This window comes from Shewanella algicola (genome assembly GCF_014648035.1).
GTDB lineage: Bacteria > Pseudomonadota > Gammaproteobacteria > Enterobacterales > Shewanellaceae > Shewanella > Shewanella algicola.
In genome coordinates, this window is sequence record NZ_BMQI01000001.1 from 167,213 (window position 1) to 186,096 (window position 18,884).

The 18,884-nt window shown below is 46.8% G+C and carries 20 protein-coding genes; all 20 read right to left on the bottom strand.

Going from position 1 to position 18,884, the window contains the following annotated elements; all coding sequences use genetic code 11:
- Window positions 1–9: 9 nt before the first annotated feature.
- Window positions 10–171: a hypothetical protein gene (locus IEY42_RS00755; protein ID WP_188923476.1), complete on the bottom strand. Its 162-nt coding sequence runs from the start codon at window positions 169–171 to the stop codon at window positions 10–12.
- 250 nt (window positions 172–421) lie between these two features.
- Window positions 422–835 (bottom strand): hypothetical protein, encoded by a 414-nt coding sequence (locus IEY42_RS00760; RefSeq protein ID WP_188923477.1) that lies wholly within the window; start codon window positions 833–835, stop codon window positions 422–424.
- A gap of 2 nt (window positions 836–837) precedes the next feature.
- Window positions 838–1,095 carry a hypothetical protein gene (locus IEY42_RS00765; RefSeq protein ID WP_188923478.1) on the bottom strand — a complete coding sequence of 86 codons (258 nt, stop codon included), beginning with the start codon at window positions 1,093–1,095 and terminating at the stop codon, window positions 838–840.
- 34 nt (window positions 1,096–1,129) lie between these two features.
- Window positions 1,130–1,531: a LexA family protein gene (locus tag IEY42_RS00770; protein ID WP_188923479.1), complete on the bottom strand. Its 402-nt coding sequence runs from the start codon at window positions 1,529–1,531 to the stop codon at window positions 1,130–1,132.
- Window positions 1,532–1,604: 73 nt separating this feature from the next.
- Window positions 1,605–1,817 carry a hypothetical protein gene (locus tag IEY42_RS00775; protein WP_182722210.1) on the bottom strand — a complete coding sequence of 71 codons (213 nt, stop codon included), beginning with the start codon at window positions 1,815–1,817 and terminating at the stop codon, window positions 1,605–1,607.
- A 33-nt stretch (window positions 1,818–1,850) separates the two neighbouring features.
- The gene (locus IEY42_RS00780) at window positions 1,851–3,656 is read right to left on the bottom strand and encodes a hypothetical protein (RefSeq protein WP_229779832.1); all 1,806 of its coding nucleotides are present in this window, start codon (window positions 3,654–3,656) and stop codon (window positions 1,851–1,853) included.
- 154 nt (window positions 3,657–3,810) lie between these two features.
- Entirely contained in the window at window positions 3,811–4,722 is a 912-nt protein-coding gene (locus tag IEY42_RS00785; RefSeq protein WP_188923480.1) for a hypothetical protein, read from the bottom strand.
- Window positions 4,719–5,060 carry a hypothetical protein gene (locus tag IEY42_RS00790; protein WP_188923481.1) on the bottom strand — a complete coding sequence of 114 codons (342 nt, stop codon included), beginning with the start codon at window positions 5,058–5,060 and terminating at the stop codon, window positions 4,719–4,721. Before IEY42_RS00790 ends, IEY42_RS00785 begins: the two co-directional genes overlap by 4 nt.
- The gene (locus IEY42_RS00795) at window positions 5,057–5,365 is read right to left on the bottom strand and encodes a hypothetical protein (RefSeq protein WP_188923482.1); all 309 of its coding nucleotides are present in this window, start codon (window positions 5,363–5,365) and stop codon (window positions 5,057–5,059) included. Before IEY42_RS00795 ends, IEY42_RS00790 begins: the two co-directional genes overlap by 4 nt.
- Window positions 5,365–6,354 (bottom strand): hypothetical protein, encoded by a 990-nt coding sequence (locus tag IEY42_RS00800; protein WP_188923483.1) that lies wholly within the window; start codon window positions 6,352–6,354, stop codon window positions 5,365–5,367. The genes IEY42_RS00795 and IEY42_RS00800 overlap by 1 nt, the downstream gene beginning before the upstream one ends.
- Before the next feature lie 63 nt (window positions 6,355–6,417).
- A complete protein-coding gene (locus tag IEY42_RS00805) occupies window positions 6,418–8,856 on the bottom strand; it encodes a hypothetical protein (protein WP_188923484.1) in 2,439 nt (812 codons plus the stop codon).
- A 34-nt stretch (window positions 8,857–8,890) separates the two neighbouring features.
- Window positions 8,891–9,268 (bottom strand): hypothetical protein, encoded by a 378-nt coding sequence (locus IEY42_RS00810; protein WP_188923485.1) that lies wholly within the window; start codon window positions 9,266–9,268, stop codon window positions 8,891–8,893.
- Window positions 9,269–9,309: 41 nt separating this feature from the next.
- Entirely contained in the window at window positions 9,310–12,792 is a 3,483-nt protein-coding gene (locus IEY42_RS00815; RefSeq protein ID WP_188923486.1) for a tape measure protein, read from the bottom strand.
- A 96-nt stretch (window positions 12,793–12,888) separates the two neighbouring features.
- On the bottom strand, window positions 12,889–13,608 hold the full coding sequence (locus IEY42_RS00820; protein WP_188923487.1) for a phage tail tube protein: 720 nt from the start codon (window positions 13,606–13,608) through the stop codon (window positions 12,889–12,891).
- Window positions 13,605–14,030 (bottom strand): hypothetical protein, encoded by a 426-nt coding sequence (locus tag IEY42_RS00825; RefSeq protein WP_188923488.1) that lies wholly within the window; start codon window positions 14,028–14,030, stop codon window positions 13,605–13,607. Before IEY42_RS00825 ends, IEY42_RS00820 begins: the two co-directional genes overlap by 4 nt.
- A 28-nt stretch (window positions 14,031–14,058) precedes the next feature.
- The gene (locus IEY42_RS00830; RefSeq protein WP_188923489.1) at window positions 14,059–14,610 is read right to left on the bottom strand and encodes a hypothetical protein; all 552 of its coding nucleotides are present in this window, start codon (window positions 14,608–14,610) and stop codon (window positions 14,059–14,061) included.
- Between the two features lie 8 nt (window positions 14,611–14,618).
- Window positions 14,619–14,945 (bottom strand): hypothetical protein, encoded by a 327-nt coding sequence (locus IEY42_RS00835; protein WP_188923490.1) that lies wholly within the window; start codon window positions 14,943–14,945, stop codon window positions 14,619–14,621.
- On the bottom strand, window positions 14,938–15,258 hold the full coding sequence (locus IEY42_RS00840) for a DUF2190 family protein (protein WP_188923491.1): 321 nt from the start codon (window positions 15,256–15,258) through the stop codon (window positions 14,938–14,940). The genes IEY42_RS00835 and IEY42_RS00840 overlap by 8 nt, the downstream gene beginning before the upstream one ends.
- 72 nt (window positions 15,259–15,330) lie before the next feature.
- On the bottom strand, window positions 15,331–17,355 hold the full coding sequence (locus IEY42_RS00845) for a ClpP-like prohead protease/major capsid protein fusion protein (protein ID WP_188923571.1): 2,025 nt from the start codon (window positions 17,353–17,355) through the stop codon (window positions 15,331–15,333).
- Window positions 17,309–18,874, bottom strand: a complete 1,566-nt coding sequence (locus IEY42_RS00850) for a phage portal protein (RefSeq protein ID WP_188923492.1) — start codon at window positions 18,872–18,874, stop codon at window positions 17,309–17,311. Before IEY42_RS00850 ends, IEY42_RS00845 begins: the two co-directional genes overlap by 47 nt.
- Window positions 18,875–18,884 lie beyond the last annotated feature (10 nt).

Sequence of the window (18,884 nt, forward strand, 5' to 3'; positions counted from 1 at the left end):
CTCGCAGTGCTAAGCCGTTACAGGAAAGTCTTTAAATCGATTGATTTTATTCATGACTTTTTGACGTATTTTTTTATCATTTAAGTTAAGGCTAAACTCACCATTGCCATTTAAACGATAAACTTTTTCATTAGAAGAAGATTTTATAGGGGTTGGTTTTTTAGTATTCATACAATTCCCTCCTTAAATCAAACTACATCCATTAAGTTTAACTTACACCTAAGTATAGACAACTATCAACAATTATTTGCTTACTGCTAACGTCTATCACAATCATTATTGGGCGAAAGGTTATACAGATATACTAAAATTTATGCAAGAAATTTAAAATTAAACCTCGATATCTACAAATGCAAATGCGGTTGCTATCCTAGCCCTCCATCCTAAATGACTAATCACCTGACAACTGAGTTATTACACTTTAGTTGATATTCAACTTTCTATAAGCAGCTTCAAATTTTCGGCGTTGTTCGCTTCGGTATTCTACGCATTCAACCATGTGTTCGTCGCTTGTGTAGGTTTCGCAATCTGGACGTGGTTTGTAAATCTTTAACCATGCTTCTTGCTTGAGCTTGTCATCTTCTGCTTTTTTAATGGCTCGTTGTTTTCTGTTTTGTTCAGCGATAATTTCTTGTTTGCGCTTTTCAATCTTTTCTTGCTTAGATAGCTTGATGTTACGGAGTTGAATAGCCTGTTGGGCTTTGACTTCCATCAATGCCTCTTGAATTTGCATCTTTGCTTCGTGTTCAACGTATGCCGTGAATGCTAAAAAACCTAAACCCATGACCGCATATGCCAAGAGGATACCTAGCGCAATTTGTATAATTAGTTTCATTATTAATACTGATCTTTAAACATACACCATTGATTTGACTCTTCATCAAACCACATATTAAAGCCTTCAAATTCTGCTTGCATCATGGCATCAACATCAATAACCAAATCAAAGTCAGTCAGGTCATCAACACACTCAGTTTGTAGGTTGTAAAACAATACATTACCAACAATACCGATTGGAATAGCTACCAATAGATAAATGAACAGTTTTTTGAAACTAAATGGGTAATTTTTAAGATAATGGATAAGTGACTTCATGTCTTAACATCCTTTTAAAGAGCAAAAATACACGCTAACCATAAATGTTTGATGGGCGGTGACAGCGTATTGATTTAGATACCACGCCTTCTACAGTGAACATTTCATTGCATGTGATCGATACCGGTTCATGGTCCTTATTAGCTGACAATAACCGGCGATTTTTTAAGTCTAGTATCTTGCATACGAACTCGCCATTAAAGCATGCCACGACCACATCATGATTTTGAACAGTTAAGTGTCTATCAACAACCAAAATATCACCATCAAAGATACCGATGCCCTGCATAGAGTCACCTTTAGCCTGGCCAATAAACGTAGCAGATGGATGCTCTATTAATAGATCATGGAGGTTTAACGGTTTTTGGATGTACTCTTTAGCAGGGCTTTCAAAACCTGTTATCCCGGCACTGGCATAGATTGGAATGACTTTCATAATAATTACCACTGGTTAAATAAACAGTGGTAATTGTAACGTTAAATGATGTAATGACAATGATGATCTGCAACTAAACCTCTATCTCTACAAATGCCAGTGCGGGTGCAGTCCCTAGCACCCTGCCGTCTTGTACGTAGATGTGATCGCCAACGCTGCCTGAACCGATGACCCGTTGTGTGTGGTTACTGGCAGTGCTGGCGGTGACGGTGCCGTCGGTGTTGACCGCGTTAATCGTCATGATGGTACGCGGGGCGCTTAAGCTTTGTTGTAACTGCTTTAACATTACGATTCCTTATGTTGATTTAGATACAACCGCTTATGCAACGTGACGAACGACGGTGATGGTTTGCTCTACATCGATGTCGCCTGTGTCGCGAACCGATGCATTGATAGTGACGGAATCACAGGTACCTTTGAACACATCGACACCTTCACGAATACCAATCAACATACCAGGTATGGCGGGTGGTAAGTCAGCCATTATCGGTAAACTCATATTGATATTAAGCTTATTGCCCGTGTCGGCCAGTGCGTTGGTGCCGGCTGTTCGTGCTGCTTGATTATCAACAATCAGTTGAGCGCTAATGTCATCGGCGGCGATATTGCCTGCAGTGCCTGCGCGTTTTACTTTTGCGCTAATGCCCTGCTGCTCACCGCGCAGCCAAATCACATTGCACTCGGTACCGATTTCTTTTGACTCACTGTAACTGGTGATCACTGCATCGTGCACGGTTAAGTCTGGTGTTACGCCATCCATTAACCACGGCACGGTTGGCCAACGTGGTACCACGGTTAACGCTTTGGTTTCATCATTAGATAGCAACATACAACCCAATTGGGCAACGGCTTCTTGCACTGCATCGATGGGCGATTTATTGCCAACGCTAAACGCGCCAGCAGGGACGTTAAAATCAACGATGCCATTAAGGGCGATTGTCCAACCGGTGAATTGCAGCATGTCGTTAAGTAAACCCGCAAAACTACGTGATGTTGCGTTGGTATAACTGATCGGCAATACGTATGGCGTAGCAAGTTCGGCGCTGCGGCTACGGCCAGTTCCTCGGTATGTTTCATTGCCAAACACTTTGCTAACACTGGTTTGCTCAAGCAGCACAAAAAACTCATAGCCGTTAATACCGACTTTCAGCAGTTGGTTTTCAGCACGGGTGGCATCGATGCGGCTTGAAAAATCGATACTCACCGAGCTGGCCCACTGGCCACGGCTGCGGCTAATACTGATATTACTGATCACAATCGGTACGTCATCAGACACACGCACACACGTAATGGTTGGCTGCATTAAATAATACCTGCGCAGTTGTGGTTCAATGGGGGTTTCAAAATCAAGGCTGGGTAAGCTTGGGTTGGCATCGATTAGCCCGCCGCCATCGTCAAAATAACAATAGTTAGCTGATGCAGTAAAACGTAACTGCAATGGGCTGGTTGAACTTGCCCAAGGCTCGCTAAACCGAATCGTCACTTTGCCGGTTGGTGGTCGATAGCGGGTTGAGCAAATCCAACTCGCAGTATGAGGCCCCCAGGCAATGCTTGGTTGAGTTAACCGAACATTGCCATAGCTGTACTCCGTGGCAATATCGTTAACTAAATAAGCGCCATCACACCAATTGATATTAGCCTGCAGCGTATTCAGCGTTGGTTTTACTTGCCAATCGACTGACATAATCGTGCTGTGTTGGTTAGGTACCAGCCAAGGCAAAGTCACGCTTTGTTCAACACTCGGCGCGACAAACCATTGCCAATTTGTGGTTAACTCAGTTAACGCATTGCCAGCATAATGTATTACTGTTTGCTGTTGAGTCAGTGGTTTATTTTGCCATTGGATTTTTACGCAGTAGTCTGTTGCAGGATTAGATAGCACACCTAACTGAATTTGATTACCGAGCTGTTGGCTTGCACTTGTCAATTGGTGATCATTGGCAGCGCGCAATGGCGGTTGCCAAGTCACGCCCAAATGAATACCCAAAGACGGTGCGCGGATTGGCGGCTCTGGTACCACCTCACCACCAAAGCGGATAGTGATGGGTGAAGTGGCATTAGGCCATGGTTGATCAAATCGTAGTTGTATTGGTGTGGTTGCATGAGTCGAAATATTAACTGGCACAGTGGTTAATATTTCTACAGTATATGATAACTTTACTTCGTTGTTTAAAACAAAAGGTATTACTGACACAACGTCAGTTGATCTATTGCTTGAAAAAGCAAAGTCAACTCTGTTACCAACTGGTGGCGAGTATACATTTGTTGTAAAAATAAAATTATTCAACGGGCGTAATCCTGTCCAAAATTAACGCATTAAGATCATCCGCAACGCTTCCATCTAAACATACAACGTAATATTCACCATCTGGCACTTGTAACGAATATTCACCAGTTTGACTATCACTAACACCCTCAACAGCTAGTCTCCCTGTATCTCTGTTATACACTCTAACAATGGTATCTATGGGTTGACCGTCTGTACCTGTAACATTACCTCTAATGTTTTTTAGGATAACGCTTGTAAATGTTCGAGTAACATCAGGCACTAATGCGGTTGCAAAATTATTACTGTTTGCTACAGCCGTTCCACTTGTCGATGACGAATCCATCATGAAAATTTGGAACTTCGACCCAGTTGATGCTGAGTCAGCCATACAAACTATTTCTATAGAACCTTGTTTGATACGAATAGCCACTTTTGAGTTATTGGCATTTTGATTACTGTAACTAGCCCACTCACAGTAAATTATCGCAGTGTCTTGTGTCTTATTCCACTTCGGTGACCATGACCCAGAATCAGTTGTTGGGTTCTTAAAATTAAATATAATCGGTGGGTTGTTCCCACTTCGACTTTGATATGCTCTAGTCACTGACGATTGCTCAGACGTTATAGCCGTGATAGGTCTGGCGGTGTTAATTACCCCAGCGTCATCATTAAGCCATACCGCAATCGACCCCTCTGTTGATTGCATAAGCTTGGTAGATGTACCACCAATCGTTGTTATGAAACCTAGGTCAATCTCTGTAGAACCATCGTCAGATCGTAATAACCCCGATAACGTGCTATCTGCGTCTAACCCTAACTCATTAGCCCATGCGTTATAAGCGTCTGCTGGTGTTGGGTAGGTATTAACCACTTCTGTAATACTCGGGAATAATTCAATACCTGTTGCGACGTCAGTAATCATATTTTCAACACCGTTGATAATTGGTTAATTGTCAATACACCAACTGCCGTAAACAATATTGGTTGTATGCTTTCTGACATTAAAAATGTGGAATTATTCCAATAACCTATGTAATTCACACTATCACCTTGCGATAGAGTAATATCAACATTCGCATTCAACACCCGTTCACCATTGAGCGATTGGTTAAATACACAAGGTTGTCTTGTGTAATGTGTACTGCTTATTTCATTATTTAAACCACTTTCGCTAGGGTCGCCACTGTGCAAGGATATGTGAGTAGGTGTGATTGAGTTCAGCATCATGTCCTTGGTAATGCTAGAAATATACTGTGTCATACATTAACCCACCCTAAATCAATTGTTGCACAGTTAAAAATGTCGCATTTAACCCCGTCAACTATCACAGCGTTATACTCACGATTGTCATCAACCATTACAATCATCAAATCTTGTTTAGTGACATACTCAACAGGTAAAACTACAATAATAGACGTCGTGTTAGTCAACACTCTAACTGTGCGTACATGTCGGGACAATTTTCGGTCAATAAACTGTACACGTTCAGCATTTGTGTCAACGTCTAGAGTCAATTTCGCACGTGGTATGTTTGCGTCAGACTTATGATGTAAGATAAGTTCCATCACCATTCCTCACAATTTAACCATGTAAACGCTGATGTTGTTTGACTGCGCAACAGTAAGTGTTGCTGACCATTTATCACATCAAACACAGGCCATGATTCACTAGCGTACCTAGGTGTTGCTTCAATCTTCAATCCCGGCATGAACCCTCGTAACGTTGGTGAAACAGATGATGCCATTATGTGATCACCATTTACATCAAGAGACATATTACCTAGCGTCGAGCCTGCAAGCTGAATGTATATTGGTGCGTACACACCTGACCTGTGTGTTGCGAGTTTTGTGGCACTATTACCGTTGTACGGTGAGAAAGGTAATGTGACACCATATTCACGATATTCATCAGCACCGTCTGCGTTATATAATTTAAGCGGCTTACCGACAGGGCTGGTTGTACCTGGTGTGTACCACGTGTTGGCAAATGTATAACTCCAATGGTTGTGTGACGCGTAGGAGTCATCACCTACGGTGTTAGTAGTGTTTAATGCTATAAATTTACCAGCATCAGCAGGTATCACAGAGTTGAAATCCCCGACAAAACATAGGTCATCATATCTTTTGTCATACCCAGACACCGGTGATGTGTCAGACACTATGATGTAAAACCCAGTAGCATTACCGATTACAAACCATTTTGTCATTGATGTTAAGAACGAATGAACACCTGCGCTATAACCCCTACGGTAGCTGGTGTTAATATCCACAAAATCTACAGCAGGTACGAAATCCAACATTACACCTGCATTATTCAAACCATTTCTAGGTGACACAGACACACACGAACCTGTACCCAATGTAGGGTCGTTTCTGAATACAGTCTTAAACTGACTTGGTTCATCAAATACAACAGACCAACCTAGTGGTGATTTAGTACCGTACCCGTCAACTAGGCATTTCCTCAAAATGTTAAGTATTTCAGATGGTTTTCGGTCTGTAATCTGCGGCGCCCCTGCATCATCCCAACGATATACCGTAACTGGTAATCCCATGATTTTTCCTCACGCGAAAGCGGTACCGGCATTACTGCTGGCACCACTGTCTTTAAAAAGTAATTAAGCTTCGTTACCGCGAAACGCCAATACGGCGCGGTCGGTGTTGATTTGGCTGTGGCCTGCTTGCACAGTGCGAATTGGCATAACCGGTTTAGCGCTGGCAACAGTGGCAAAGCGAATGGCTTCACCCGGGTTCCAACCGGCACCGAACGCGCCGGAGCGGATCACAAAGTACGGTTGATTAGTTAACGTATTAATTGGCGCAAAATCGTTTAACGTATCGCCCGTGGCAATTTGGCCAATACGTTTACCGACACAACGAAACGCGGTGCTTGAGGTAAACACTATCGCCCAATCTTCATTTACTGCCGCAGCGTTGGTGACCTCAATCGGGTAATCAACCGTGTTTAAATTGCCTTGCGCAGCCTCGCCGTCTAGGTCCCAATTGTTCGCCCAGCTGGTCATGTCGCGCACCTTGCCGACTCGCGCTTGTAAGTCACCGAGTATCTGCACACTGGCCACACTTGAACCAATGGGATACTCACGCGACAACGCCGCTGAAATGGTCACAGTATTGGTATTCACTGCCGTGACTAACGCCAGCTCGCTTATTGTGTCGCTTAAAATAAACGGTGCAGTAAAGCCGCTAAAGTCACTGTTTAAGGTCACGGTGCCGGCTGCGCTGTCAACGCTAAAGTGATCACTGGTTGCGGTCCATAAACTTGCGCCAGTTGAGTCGGTAATATCAACAAAGTTACTGCCCGTGCGAATGGTAATAACCGCACCATTGCTTGGGCTAACTACGTTTTGATAATCAGTGTGTGAAACCGCAACTGTGCCCCACTGCCTGAATATATCAACCACGCCAGCATTGGGAATGCGCAGCGGGTTTAGGCCGTAAATATCAGCAGGCGGCAGGTTGCGCACTTGCTCGGTAATGTCATAGCGCAAGGTGCTTAACTTAACATCTTGAGTAAACGACAACTGCACCAGGTTATTGACAATACTGCCGCTAATGCCTGTGCCTGTTATCGTGCCATTAGCATCACTGCTGGCGCTAATTAACACATCGCCCACGGTAAACACTTGCACATAAAATGTATCTAACACGGCATCACTGGCATTGAGTACAAACGTGGCCACATTAGCTGACTCGGGCGCAATCACTAAGCCAACATAATCAAGATTAGATATACCATTTTCAAGCGTTATGCTGCCAGTTTGATAGTCTACAATGGCGGCGCGCTTTTCTTCACGCACAACCAACGAGCCAACACCAGACACAATCGTGATGTATAACGCACCATCACGTTCAGTGAATGAGTAAGCCGTACTTTGATGAGTCACCTTACCCGTTAACGTGTTGGGTACTAATTCGCGATCTGCAGGGAATGCATCAGCGTTGTCATAGTTTTGATACGACACGCCCGAGATGTACTGCAACGACACAGGGGTATTGATGTCAGGTTTACGCGATAACGTCACACTCACCGTGTCACTGCTAACCACCACAATGGCATCGTCACTGCCGTACTGAATGCCGCCCGATGTATAACTGGTGATGGGGGTGTAATCTATTGCCGTGTTATCACCCTGCAATACATCAACAAGCGCGAACTGATAGCTTTGCGCCGTTGTCGCATTTTGGGTCACCGTTTTACGTACTATGTCGCCGTCGCTAATTGCTTGGCCTGTTTTAACTTGCTCGCTTAGCACCACTGGCAACAGGTTTTGCTGCACAGCGGCAACGGCTAGATTCTTGTTACTACTCGCGGCAGTTAACTTACTCACGCCATGAAACGTTAACGGGCTGGCCTCGTTCGTTAATCGCAGCTTAGTGCAGTTGGCAGTCGCATTAATGGTGACGTTGTACTCAGGGGTTGCAAAATCAATCGGCGGGTCGAATACAATATTGCCCTCGCTGTTGCCTGTTGCGTTGGTGTCAGTCACCATGGCGTAATGTATTTTGCGTGGCCAGTCTGCATCTTCAACGCCAGGGTATTCCACTGCAATGGCAATCACTTGGCCCACGCGCAAAGAAGTGGTTTTGCGGTACTCTTTACCGTCGAACGTATAAGTAGACTGTAAATACTCGCGGCTAAAGCTGTTTTGATTCGGTAAAAAGCCTGGGGCGCCAGAACGGATTAATGACCCCGCCGTGACTGACGACTCTAATATTTCTTTCATTTCGACCATGCGATCTTCATCGTCTAATGCATCGGCCTCTACCAATAGCATAGACACAAGCGGATCACTCGGCGGCTGACTAATAAACACATGCGCATCGAGCAATGTGGCGGTGTCTGTGGTGTCTAATGCGGGGTAGCATTTAACAACATCGAGTGATGATTGCGCGTGGTCGATGTCTGAAATGGCAGTAAACAATTCGTTAAGTTTGCCCGACTCAACCGCATTACGAGTACGCTGGCCGCCTGCGTCGTCACTGGTACCAAGCAACTCGGGTTTAAATATCTTTAATTTATTACGGGTAATGCTCATGAGCCACCTGTGTTTATCAATAAGCGAAAAAGAGTTATAGCGTTAAGAAACGTAATACCACGTTGGTGAGCAGCGGATACCCGCCTAGCTGGTCGTCCACATCATCACCGGTAATCACGCTGGTTTGGGTGTTATCCCACACCACAGTCATGTCGGTGCCATCGTGACTAATCACAAACTCAGTTAATGTGCTGGCCGCATGGGCTTGCAGTTGTGCAAACTCACTGCGGGGCATCCAGCCGTTTTTACTGCCAAGCTCTAGCGCTATGCCTGCGGGTATCACGGTTTGCTGAATATGCGGGGCACCGTTAAGCGCCCGTTTCATATTGGCTGCAACCCGTTGGGTGTTATTGCGGTTTAGCCAGTGCAATGGCTCGGTTAACACAATAGTGTCGATGGTGGTGTTATACATATCGCCTCATTTTTTAATGTGCGTAACGTTGCCAAACAAAACTAACCACCCACTGATTGCAGGCGCTTAATCTCGGCAACCAACTCATTCACAATGCTGCGCTTGGTTTGCGTGTCGAACGTGGCGTTACCCACTTGCAGCTGCAGCACCACAGTGTCGCTACTGGTTGCTGCGGTTGTGGTGGTCGTGGTTTGGGTTTGAGTTGCCGTGGTTTTGGCTGCGGCCGTTGCTGTCGTGGTGGCGGTTTGTTGCTTGGCAGTTTCGGCATCACTAAGGGCCTGTTTTTCGCTGGCTTCTTGCTGGGCTTTAATCTCAGCAGTTCGGTAAGCGTAAACCTTGTTTAGCGTTTTCTCGGCCTCCTTCAACTGGCTGATTAACGCCTTGTCGCCCGTGGTTTCAGCCGCCGCTAACTGAGCTTTAATCTCAGTCAGTTCTTGCTGATAACGGCGTTTTTCGATTTCATCTTGGCGGCCAAGGTAACCGTCGAGTTCATCTTGCAAGGTGTCGAGGGTTGATTGGGCACTATCACGCAAGGAGTCCATGCTCGATTTAGCCGATTCAATCGCGCTGCGCAGCACACCCAAGTCTTGATCATTCATCAAGTTCATTGAATTTGCCGCACGTTCGGCGCTATTGATTAAACCCACATTGCCGTTTTCGGCTGCATTGAGCGCATCAACCAGTTTGAGCAGTTCAATGCGCTGGCCGTAATACGCCTGCTGCGCCTGCTTACCTGCAATTTCGGCTGCACGGGCAAAGTTACTAATGCCGGTAAAGTCGATAGATTTGGCTTGAATGGTTTGCAGATCACCGATTTCACCACGCAGATTTTTGTAAATCTGAATGGTTTTTTCAAGCTCGCTGCTTGAGTCAGTTAACTGGCGTTGTCCGTATAAAATCTGCTTAAAGTACGCTACGGCGCCAGTGCTGAGGTCAGCAACTTGCGCGGTGATCCCCTGCAAGTATGCTGTAAAAAACTCAGCCACACTTTGCAAAGACGAACCCGCATCTTGCGCGCTTTTAACAATCACGCCCACGGTATTTTGAATGCTAATACCAATGTTAGTGCTTGAGCTTTCTACTTCCTTTTCGGCTTGCTGGCCACTTTCGCCCATGGCCGCTTGTGCTTGGTTCAGCTTTTGGTACTGAGTAACCAATGCGTCAACATTTTCGCTCAAGCCAAGGTTGGCGGCTTGTTGCTTAAGGCTCGACTCAACTTGCTTGTCACCCGCAGCTGCGGCTTTTATCGATGCCTCTGCGTATTTTAAGAACGCCTGGTTAAGCTCGTTCGTTGAGGCAACACCATCCGCAGCACCTTGTTTAACTTCTTCGTAAGTGGCTTTGGCTGCGGCGGCCTGTTCGCGCAATACTGTAACAGTAGTAATGCCAGCCTTAGACATCGCCAATTCAAACTCTTTGATTTTGGCGGTTTGTTCGTCGGTAGCATCACCTTGGCTTTGCTGAGCATCAGCTACATCATTGGCGGCATCAGTTTGTACCTTAGCGCTTTTAGTTGCGGCCTCGCCTGCGGCTTTATAAGCAGTTGCAGCGGCCTGTTCAACCTCCCCCGTTACTTGTTGCCACGCAGCATTAATGTCTTTACTGTCTTGCTCGATTTGCTGTTTATAGCCTTCAGCAATTGCTTTAACAGCACCAGACGCCTGGCGAATTGATGCGGCTAATTCATCACCACCGAGTTTTTCAATCATAAATGCATAGGCATCAATGACCGTCGCGAACGATGACGTAGCAACCAATGCAATGGACGACAAGCCAGCAGTGATACCATTCCACACTAGGCGCAGTGATCCACTAATCACATTTAACGCCCGAGCAAAGGCGGCAATGTTTTCAAGGGTGGCGGTAATGCTTGAGCCACCATCGCGGATCATGGTGGTGAAAAAGTCGCTTATGTCTTGCGCAGCTTGTTTGATTTGACCGCTTTTATTGAGCTCATCAAACTTGGCGTTTAACGACTGAATAAAATCAACGGCTACTTGATACGCGCCAGAATCAGCAATAATGGTTTTAAACTCGGTCCATTTGTTGGACATCAAGTTAACTTGGCCGCTCAAGCGTTCAAGGCTTTTAGAGGCTTGGCCATTGGCTTGGTTACCAATTTCGGTAAACAACTGCTGCATTACATCGCGGCCAAGCAAACCCGCTTCACTTAACTTACCAAGCTGTACCGCATTTTTCCCGGTGACTTTTTCGAGTAAATCCCAAACAGGTACGCCGCGCTCAACTAACTGCAGTATTTCTTCACCCTGCAGTTTTTGTTTTGCCCAGGCTTGGCCAACGGCCAAAATGATACCCTCGAGCTTTTCTTGGCTACCACCTAGTTTAGCGTTGTAATCGACCATGGCTTGCAAACTGCCATTCATGGGGTCGATGCCAAATGTTTTTAACGATGCAAAGGCTTGTTTAGCCGAATCTAAACGGGTACCTGTGTTATTGGCAAAGTCTTTAATCCATTGGGTAGCCTGCTCACCACTGGCAATACTGCCCATCATAGCGGTCATTTGCGCAGTGAACGCGGCGGCCTCATCGCCTGCGGTTAATACCGACTTGATGCTATCCCATAGCTTGTCGATACCGACATACGCACCCGCCATGGCAACCAGCGAGGCGGTTGCACTTTTAATGCTACCACCAAAATCACCGGCATCTTTTTTAGACTCAACCAGTAACTTATTGTGTTTTTCAAGCTTGGTGTTCACGCCGCTTAATGCGGTTTCGGCTGCCGCTTGTTGGCGTTTTAAGTCCTGCGTGGCATCCGCTAGGCTGTCCATGCTGATGCCCGCAGCTTTTACACTGGCGGTATTTTTGTCGAGTTCGGTTTTGTTTTTATTAATACTGCTGGCTAACTGATTTAACTCAGTACGCGCCGTTTTAACTTGCAGTGTGTAATCGGCTTTATTGCGGCTTGCATTGTCAACTGCAGTGCTAACCTCTAACAACTCACGGCGCTGAGTATCTAATGCGGTGGCCAGTTGTGCCGCAGCATTTTTAGCGCTGGTTTGTTCGGTCGTTAATTGCTGTAAATCAATTTTGGCTTTAGCTAATGCGGCGGCTTGTTCGGTGCTTGCCGTTGCACTTTGTTGCTGCTCGGTGCTGAGTTTTTCAACTTCAACACGGGCCTGTTGTAACTCAGACTCGTATTTAACCAATGCCGCTTGCGCTTGATTGTATTCTTGCTCAAGCAGGTTGGTTGAACCCTCGGCCGCTTTTTGTGCGGCTTCAAGTTGCTTTAATTCTTTAACCGCTGCCTTTTGCTCGGTGACTAACTTATCAAGTGCCACCGAATTGTCTTTGTAGGCCTTTTCGCCCTTGGCAATTGATGCTGTTAAATCATCAATTGAGTTGGCAGCGGCTTGTAAATCTTCTAACTCTTTTAAGCGATCGTTTAATACTTCGCTTTGTGCCGCTAACTCAGTGACTGCCTTTTCGGACTTTTTGGCTTCACTTGAAAATAAATCTTTGCCCTGAATGATCAGGTTAATGACTTGGTCTTTAAAACTCATACATCACCAAATTAGCGTTAAAAAACAAAATAAAAGCCCACAGCGGTTAACTGTGGGCTTGAATGTTGAACTATCCGGATATTCCGGACAGTTCAATTACGCTGCGCTACGCACAAAGAACTTGGACTTCCCAGCGGCAACAATGCTGCTGTCGGCCAGTACGCCGCCTTCGATGTCGAATGAACCGAAGTCGTCGCCAATTAAGTCTAGGCCCGATGTTGGTGTAGGCTTCCAGCGGTAAAACTTAAGCACGTTAGGCTTGCCTGTGGCATCGTTAACACCATCAATCACCACTTTGACTTCTTCGCCTGATTCAACCAGTGCTTGCAAGGCATTGCCTGCTTTACTGGTGTAGCTGACTTTTAAGTCTTGGCCTGCAGTAATCTCACCTGTGCTTAATGCACGAATACCGCCAGCGCTAACCACATAGTCAACATCAACAACATAAGTGGGTGTGCCTGAGCTGTGGGTTACCACTGGGGGCACTGCGGTATCAATCATTTTGGCGGTGTCGGCTAGACCATCTAACACAGCAGTAATGGCTTCGTCTGTTACCGACTCAGCGGTTAACACGTCAATTTTACCGCGCAGCGCTAACGCTAGGTTGGCGTTGCTAAAGTCGTTTAACGTCATTGATAAGTTAACCGATTTAACCACGGTGATTTCATCAGCGTTACCGCCACCACCGCGATAGTTTGGCTGCTCTTTGGTTTCTTGCTCGATTGAAATGTTCACGCCGCTGGCGTTACCCACGTCGCGGCCGTTGACATACACGATGCCCGAGCCGATATAACTCTCTACTACGGTTTCGCTCATAGTTGTTCTCCAAATGGTACTGTATGAATTAAGGTTAAAGTGATGACCGCTAATCCATGTTTTTCATGGGCTTCGGGCATAATGTATTTACAAGCCTCGGACTCTTTAAACGTAATAGCTTGGGGTAGCCATGACGGTTTCTCGGTATTACGTTCGTCTTTAAAGAGTGCGCTGCGAATGTCGCGAACCAGGTTGATTAGCTCGGCGGTGGGGTTGGTTGATTTACTCAGATTAATGCCGGCAACCACTTGCAATACCAAATCATCGCGGTATGGGTTAATGCCGTTTTTGGCGCCGAACAAATCGGTATAAGGCTGCAAAAAAATAAACTGCGCTTCTTTTGCCAAAGATTGCGCATAAAAACCTTCGCGCACCGTTGCGCCGTCAACCAGCTTTAGGCGGTCTATGATTGTGTTAATCATGGGTAATGTCTCTTGGTGAAGTTAAGAACTACTTAGCGTATTGGCCGTATTTTTTACGCAAATGGGCGATAATGGGTGGCTCTAACTCGTCACGCATATACCCAAAGCTGCCTGCCACTGAAGGGCCGTATAACGATTTTTGTCCTTTTAAATCTCGCCAAGAGTTGTCACCCGTTTTACGGCTAAACATGAGTTGATTGCCGTTGCGCCCAATGACAGTAAACGCACCGCTAAACCACACAGGCTTATTGCGAATAACGTTTATGCTGTATCCACCGGCTACCCGAGCGGCACGTTTACCCACTTTGTAACGAGGGCTGGCAAACCGAGTTAAGGTGCTGGCGCGCATCCTTGCGCTAATTGAGGCGGTTAGGGTTTTGGGGTTAATGCTCACGCTGAAATGTTGCTCAACATACGACTTAGACTTAAAACCGTATTTGTTAAAAATGGCATCTACAGCAAGCTGATTACCAAAATTGGCGGCATCGTCAATGGCTTTAGCAATGGCAGGTGATTGCGCATCACGAATGCGTTTAAGCTCGCGATCTACTTCTGCAAAGCCTGTGCTAGTTAATGCCATGACAACACCTACATTTGTAAATACACATAGGTCACACACACTGAGTCAGTGCTAACCCGCTGGGTTAATCGGCACTCAACCCCGTTGATGGTAAATACATCGCCCGAATTAACATCACCTTCGCTGAGCAAAAACTCAGCGCGCATGATTAACTCAGGCACGTATTCGTTAGACGATGCGGCAATTTCGCTGCCGTTATCGTCTAGTGACACCAGGCGAGTGTAGGGGGTTGCCCCATCCGTTGGGGCGAACGTGCACGGGTCAGCCAAGCGCTGAAACACCCGTGCTATTTTGGCATTTACTCGTTCAGCAAATACCGCTGCCAAACTAGGCATTGATTTTTACCCATACTGTATCGCTTGGGTTGCCAGCGGCCGCCCATGCTTTACCCGCCAAGGTATTGCCCGATGCAGTTGATGTGATCATGCCGTCTGACTTGATATACACCTGAGCGCCTTGGGTGATGTCGTCGGCGGTGACTTTAGGCAATTCAAACACGCCCTCTGTTACACCAACACCCACGTCATCAAGGGCAACATTGCCAAGCGACACAGCAACTACTTTGCCTAATAACACTGGCGCACCACTGGCCACTGCGGCCGTAGCGATAAAGTCGATGGTATTACCATCTGATACACAATTTTTCATGGAATGATTCCTATGATTTAACAATCAAAAATAAAAAGGCCGCTAGCTAATTGGCTGCGGCCTTTTCGTTAATTACTGACCAGATGACTTGTACACACCACGATGATCAAGCGGTGCTACACCTGCGTCGATACGCACTTTGGTGGCAACACCGTCAACGGTAAAGCCTTGTTGCTGCTCAATGTATGGCGTATCCATGCCGTCAAGGTATGCCACTTCAATGGTGTCACGGCCTTGGCCTGCGGCTAAATACCACGCTGCTGCACTTGCGTCATCTAAACGAGACTCGGCAATAACTTCAGCAAAGTTTTGGATAGGGTTAGCAATACCCGCGTTAACATCGGCGCCTTTAACTGAGCTTGATTTGATGATTTGGTTCATCGTTGTTTCAAGCGCTACTGGGCACAATACAAACTCAGGGCGAATGTTTAAGTGGCGAGTGCCAGACTTTTGCTTACGCATAGCTTGGCGGCCAGCATCTAAGGCCGCAACACTTGCAGCACCTGAGCCTAGGTTGCCATGGTCTGAATGGAACAAGGCTTTACCGTCTGACATTTTAGGGTTTTGCGTTAACACTGCATAAACCAAGTCGCCAATGGTGCCTTTCGCTGCAAAGCCCATTTTCATTGGGATGTCAGTTAACATGCTCATATCGTCATTGATGATTGCCTGGCGAGTAATCGAAAACAATTCACCATATGTTGCTAGGGCGATTTGCTCTGCGCGATCACCTAAGGTGATGTACTTATACTCAGCACCTTCGCGCACTTCGCGTAAGCTGTTAAAGTCACCAAGCCCCACACGTTTAGCAATTTTAAAGTCACCCAACTGGCCTTTTTTGGTCCAGCGTTCAAAGGTTTCTTCTGCGGTTTCCCAGCCCATTAACACCGACTTATTAGCCACATCCAATAGGATGTTTCCAAAATCGCTTGAACTATGGGTAAAGGCTAAACCCACCATCTGCATTGGGTTTAAGTTGGCGATGCCAATACCGCGATCAACCAACGATGCACGGGCAAGCTCACGTAAGTTGTAGCTATTGTAAGCATTGTCTTTTTGCGCTTCACCGTGACCAGCACGATTCATAACATGCGCACGAATTGAGTCACCCACCAAGTTACCGTTACCAGCATGAATGATCACGCTGTTAGGTTGAGCGGCTAACGACGTAGTGCCTTCGCCCAACTTTGCCAAGATCATGTCTTTGGCTTTGCTGGCATCGATGTTGGTATCTGCAATACAGGTGTTTTTAATGTCTGCAAACTGCGGAAACGTAGCGAACGCAGCATTAATGCCGTCGATACGATCTTTGTTCATTGCAGCAGCTGCAGCTTGAATGTCTGCTTGCGACGGTGAAGTTGGTGCTGGCACCGATGCTGCTGGGGTGTTAGTGGCTGCTGGCGCAGGCGTATTGGTTGCACCAGGTACATTACCCTGTGGTGCAAACAGTTTTTTTAGAGCTTCAGGCATATTAGTAAAGTCCTTGAGTCTTTTTGAGTTAAGCGAAGCCGCCATTTGCAGCGGTTCAGTGAGGGTGTTGGCGAAACCTTTTTCAACCGCTTCGCGGCCAGTTAGCCATGTTTCAGCTGCCAAAAGCGTATGTAACTCATCTTCTGGCAAACCTGTTTTTTGTTGATACGCGCCAACTAAATTACCTTCGACTTTGTCGAGTAAGTCGGCATATTTGCGCATGTCGTCGGCATCACCTAACGTGCCGCCCCATGGTTTATGCACCATCATCATGGCGTTTTCGGGCATAATCACTTCATCAAATGCCATGGCAATCACGCTGGCCATTGACGCGGCAAGGCCGTCAATATGGCAAACCTTGTGCGCGGGGTGGCCTTTGATCATGTTGTAAATCGCCATGCCCTCGAACACGTCACCACCTGGCGAATGGATGCGTGCCGTTAAGGTGCCGATTTTGCCTAATGCTTGTAAGTCGCTGGCGAACTGACGGGCACTAATGCCCCAGCCACCAATTTCGTCATAAATCATTAATTCGGCATTACCGTTTTGCGCCTTTAAGCTGTACCAGCTTTTTTCGGGCTTATTGGTCGGTGTCAGGGTCAGGCTTGCTTGTGGTGCTAGCAGCATTGCGGCGGCTACCGCCAGATGCATTTGTGTCTTTTTCACTTGGGGTTACTCCGTTTTGTGGCTCTGGGTCGTTACCCGTGACCATGTCGTTGTCGCGGTTAAACTTAACTTCACGTTGGCGTTGTCGTTTAACTTCGCTTGGGTTACGGCCACGAGCTCGCGCCCAGTCAGCCTCGGTTGCGGCATTACCGGCTATCATCATTTCCCAGCCTTGGGATTCTTTGCGGGGATCAATCCATGGCATGGTTGGTCCGTAGTACACCGCGTCAAACAAGGTGCGGGTGTCTAAGTCTGGCGGCAATGTTAATGGGTCCTGCTTATTCATTAACTCCATCTGCAACCAGTTACGAAATGCTGGCCGCGCCCAGCCGGCACAAAACCATTGCTGCATAATGCGGTTCGACTCGTCTTGCTCGACTAGCTCTTGGCGCTGGCTTGAGTAGCTGCCTTGATAATCACGGGCAATACTTGAGTAACTACCACGGGTGCCTGCGGCACAGGCTTTCAACTGGCCATTACGAAAATCAACCAAGTGCACGTTGGGGCGGTTTGACTCAATCATGCCGACATCTTCACCAACAGCGAGATCATCAAAGGTCATGCCTGGTGCAATGTTTATTTCGCGGTCAGCTTTGGCGTCACCATCTAAGCCGAACATACTGGCATCGCCGCGTTTGATGTAAAACGCTAACGCTGCCGCAATACGGGCGGCGACTCGTTCAGATTCTTCATAGTCTTTTATGTCGCCAAGGCGGGTTAAAATGCCATGAAAAATACTGATACCGCGCAGCTGGTGCAGGCGCTTAAACAAGCCCAAGTGCAGCATATTGCTTGCAGGTACCGTTTTGGTTTTGTAGCGAAAACCGATTTGGTCGGCGGGATGGTCTAGCAGCACATGGTAATTCACCACCTGCCCCCATCCGTTAACCTCTAACCCCTGACGAACGCGACTTGATACATCGTTAAGTTCAAACGGAATGTAATCAGGCTCAAGCGCTTCAATACTGTATTGGGTGCCTTGCGGGTTTGGGTGACCAAACTTAGCCACTTTACCGCGCACTTGCTGGCCGAACACTTCACCGTCGCGTAATGCGGTGCGCAGCACTAAGCGCTCAAGTTCTGGCCGAGTGTAGCGCCCTGTTACGTCAGGCTTTAATGACCATGTGGCAAAACGGCGTTGTATTTCGTTGGCCAGTTCGTCGAGTATTTCACCACTCATGCTGCGAGGCTGTGGCTCAACCACTATGCCTTGGGCACCAATAACCCGCTCTTCCATGCGGTCTAAAATGCCAATACTGAGGTCGTGATTTTCGTCTAACCAGCGCGCTTGTTCACGCAGGCTTTTACCTGCTGCAAATACCGCTTGGTTAGCGCCGCGCCCCTCTTTACTGGCTTTGTGGGTTCGGCTTGGGCTGGCTGCTTCGTAACCTTTTAAGTTGCGATAACTCATTGCGGCCGCCTGCCGTTTTAACGCCCAGCCTGGGGATAAATACGATAGTGCATCGTTAATAATGCTCATGCTGAGCCTC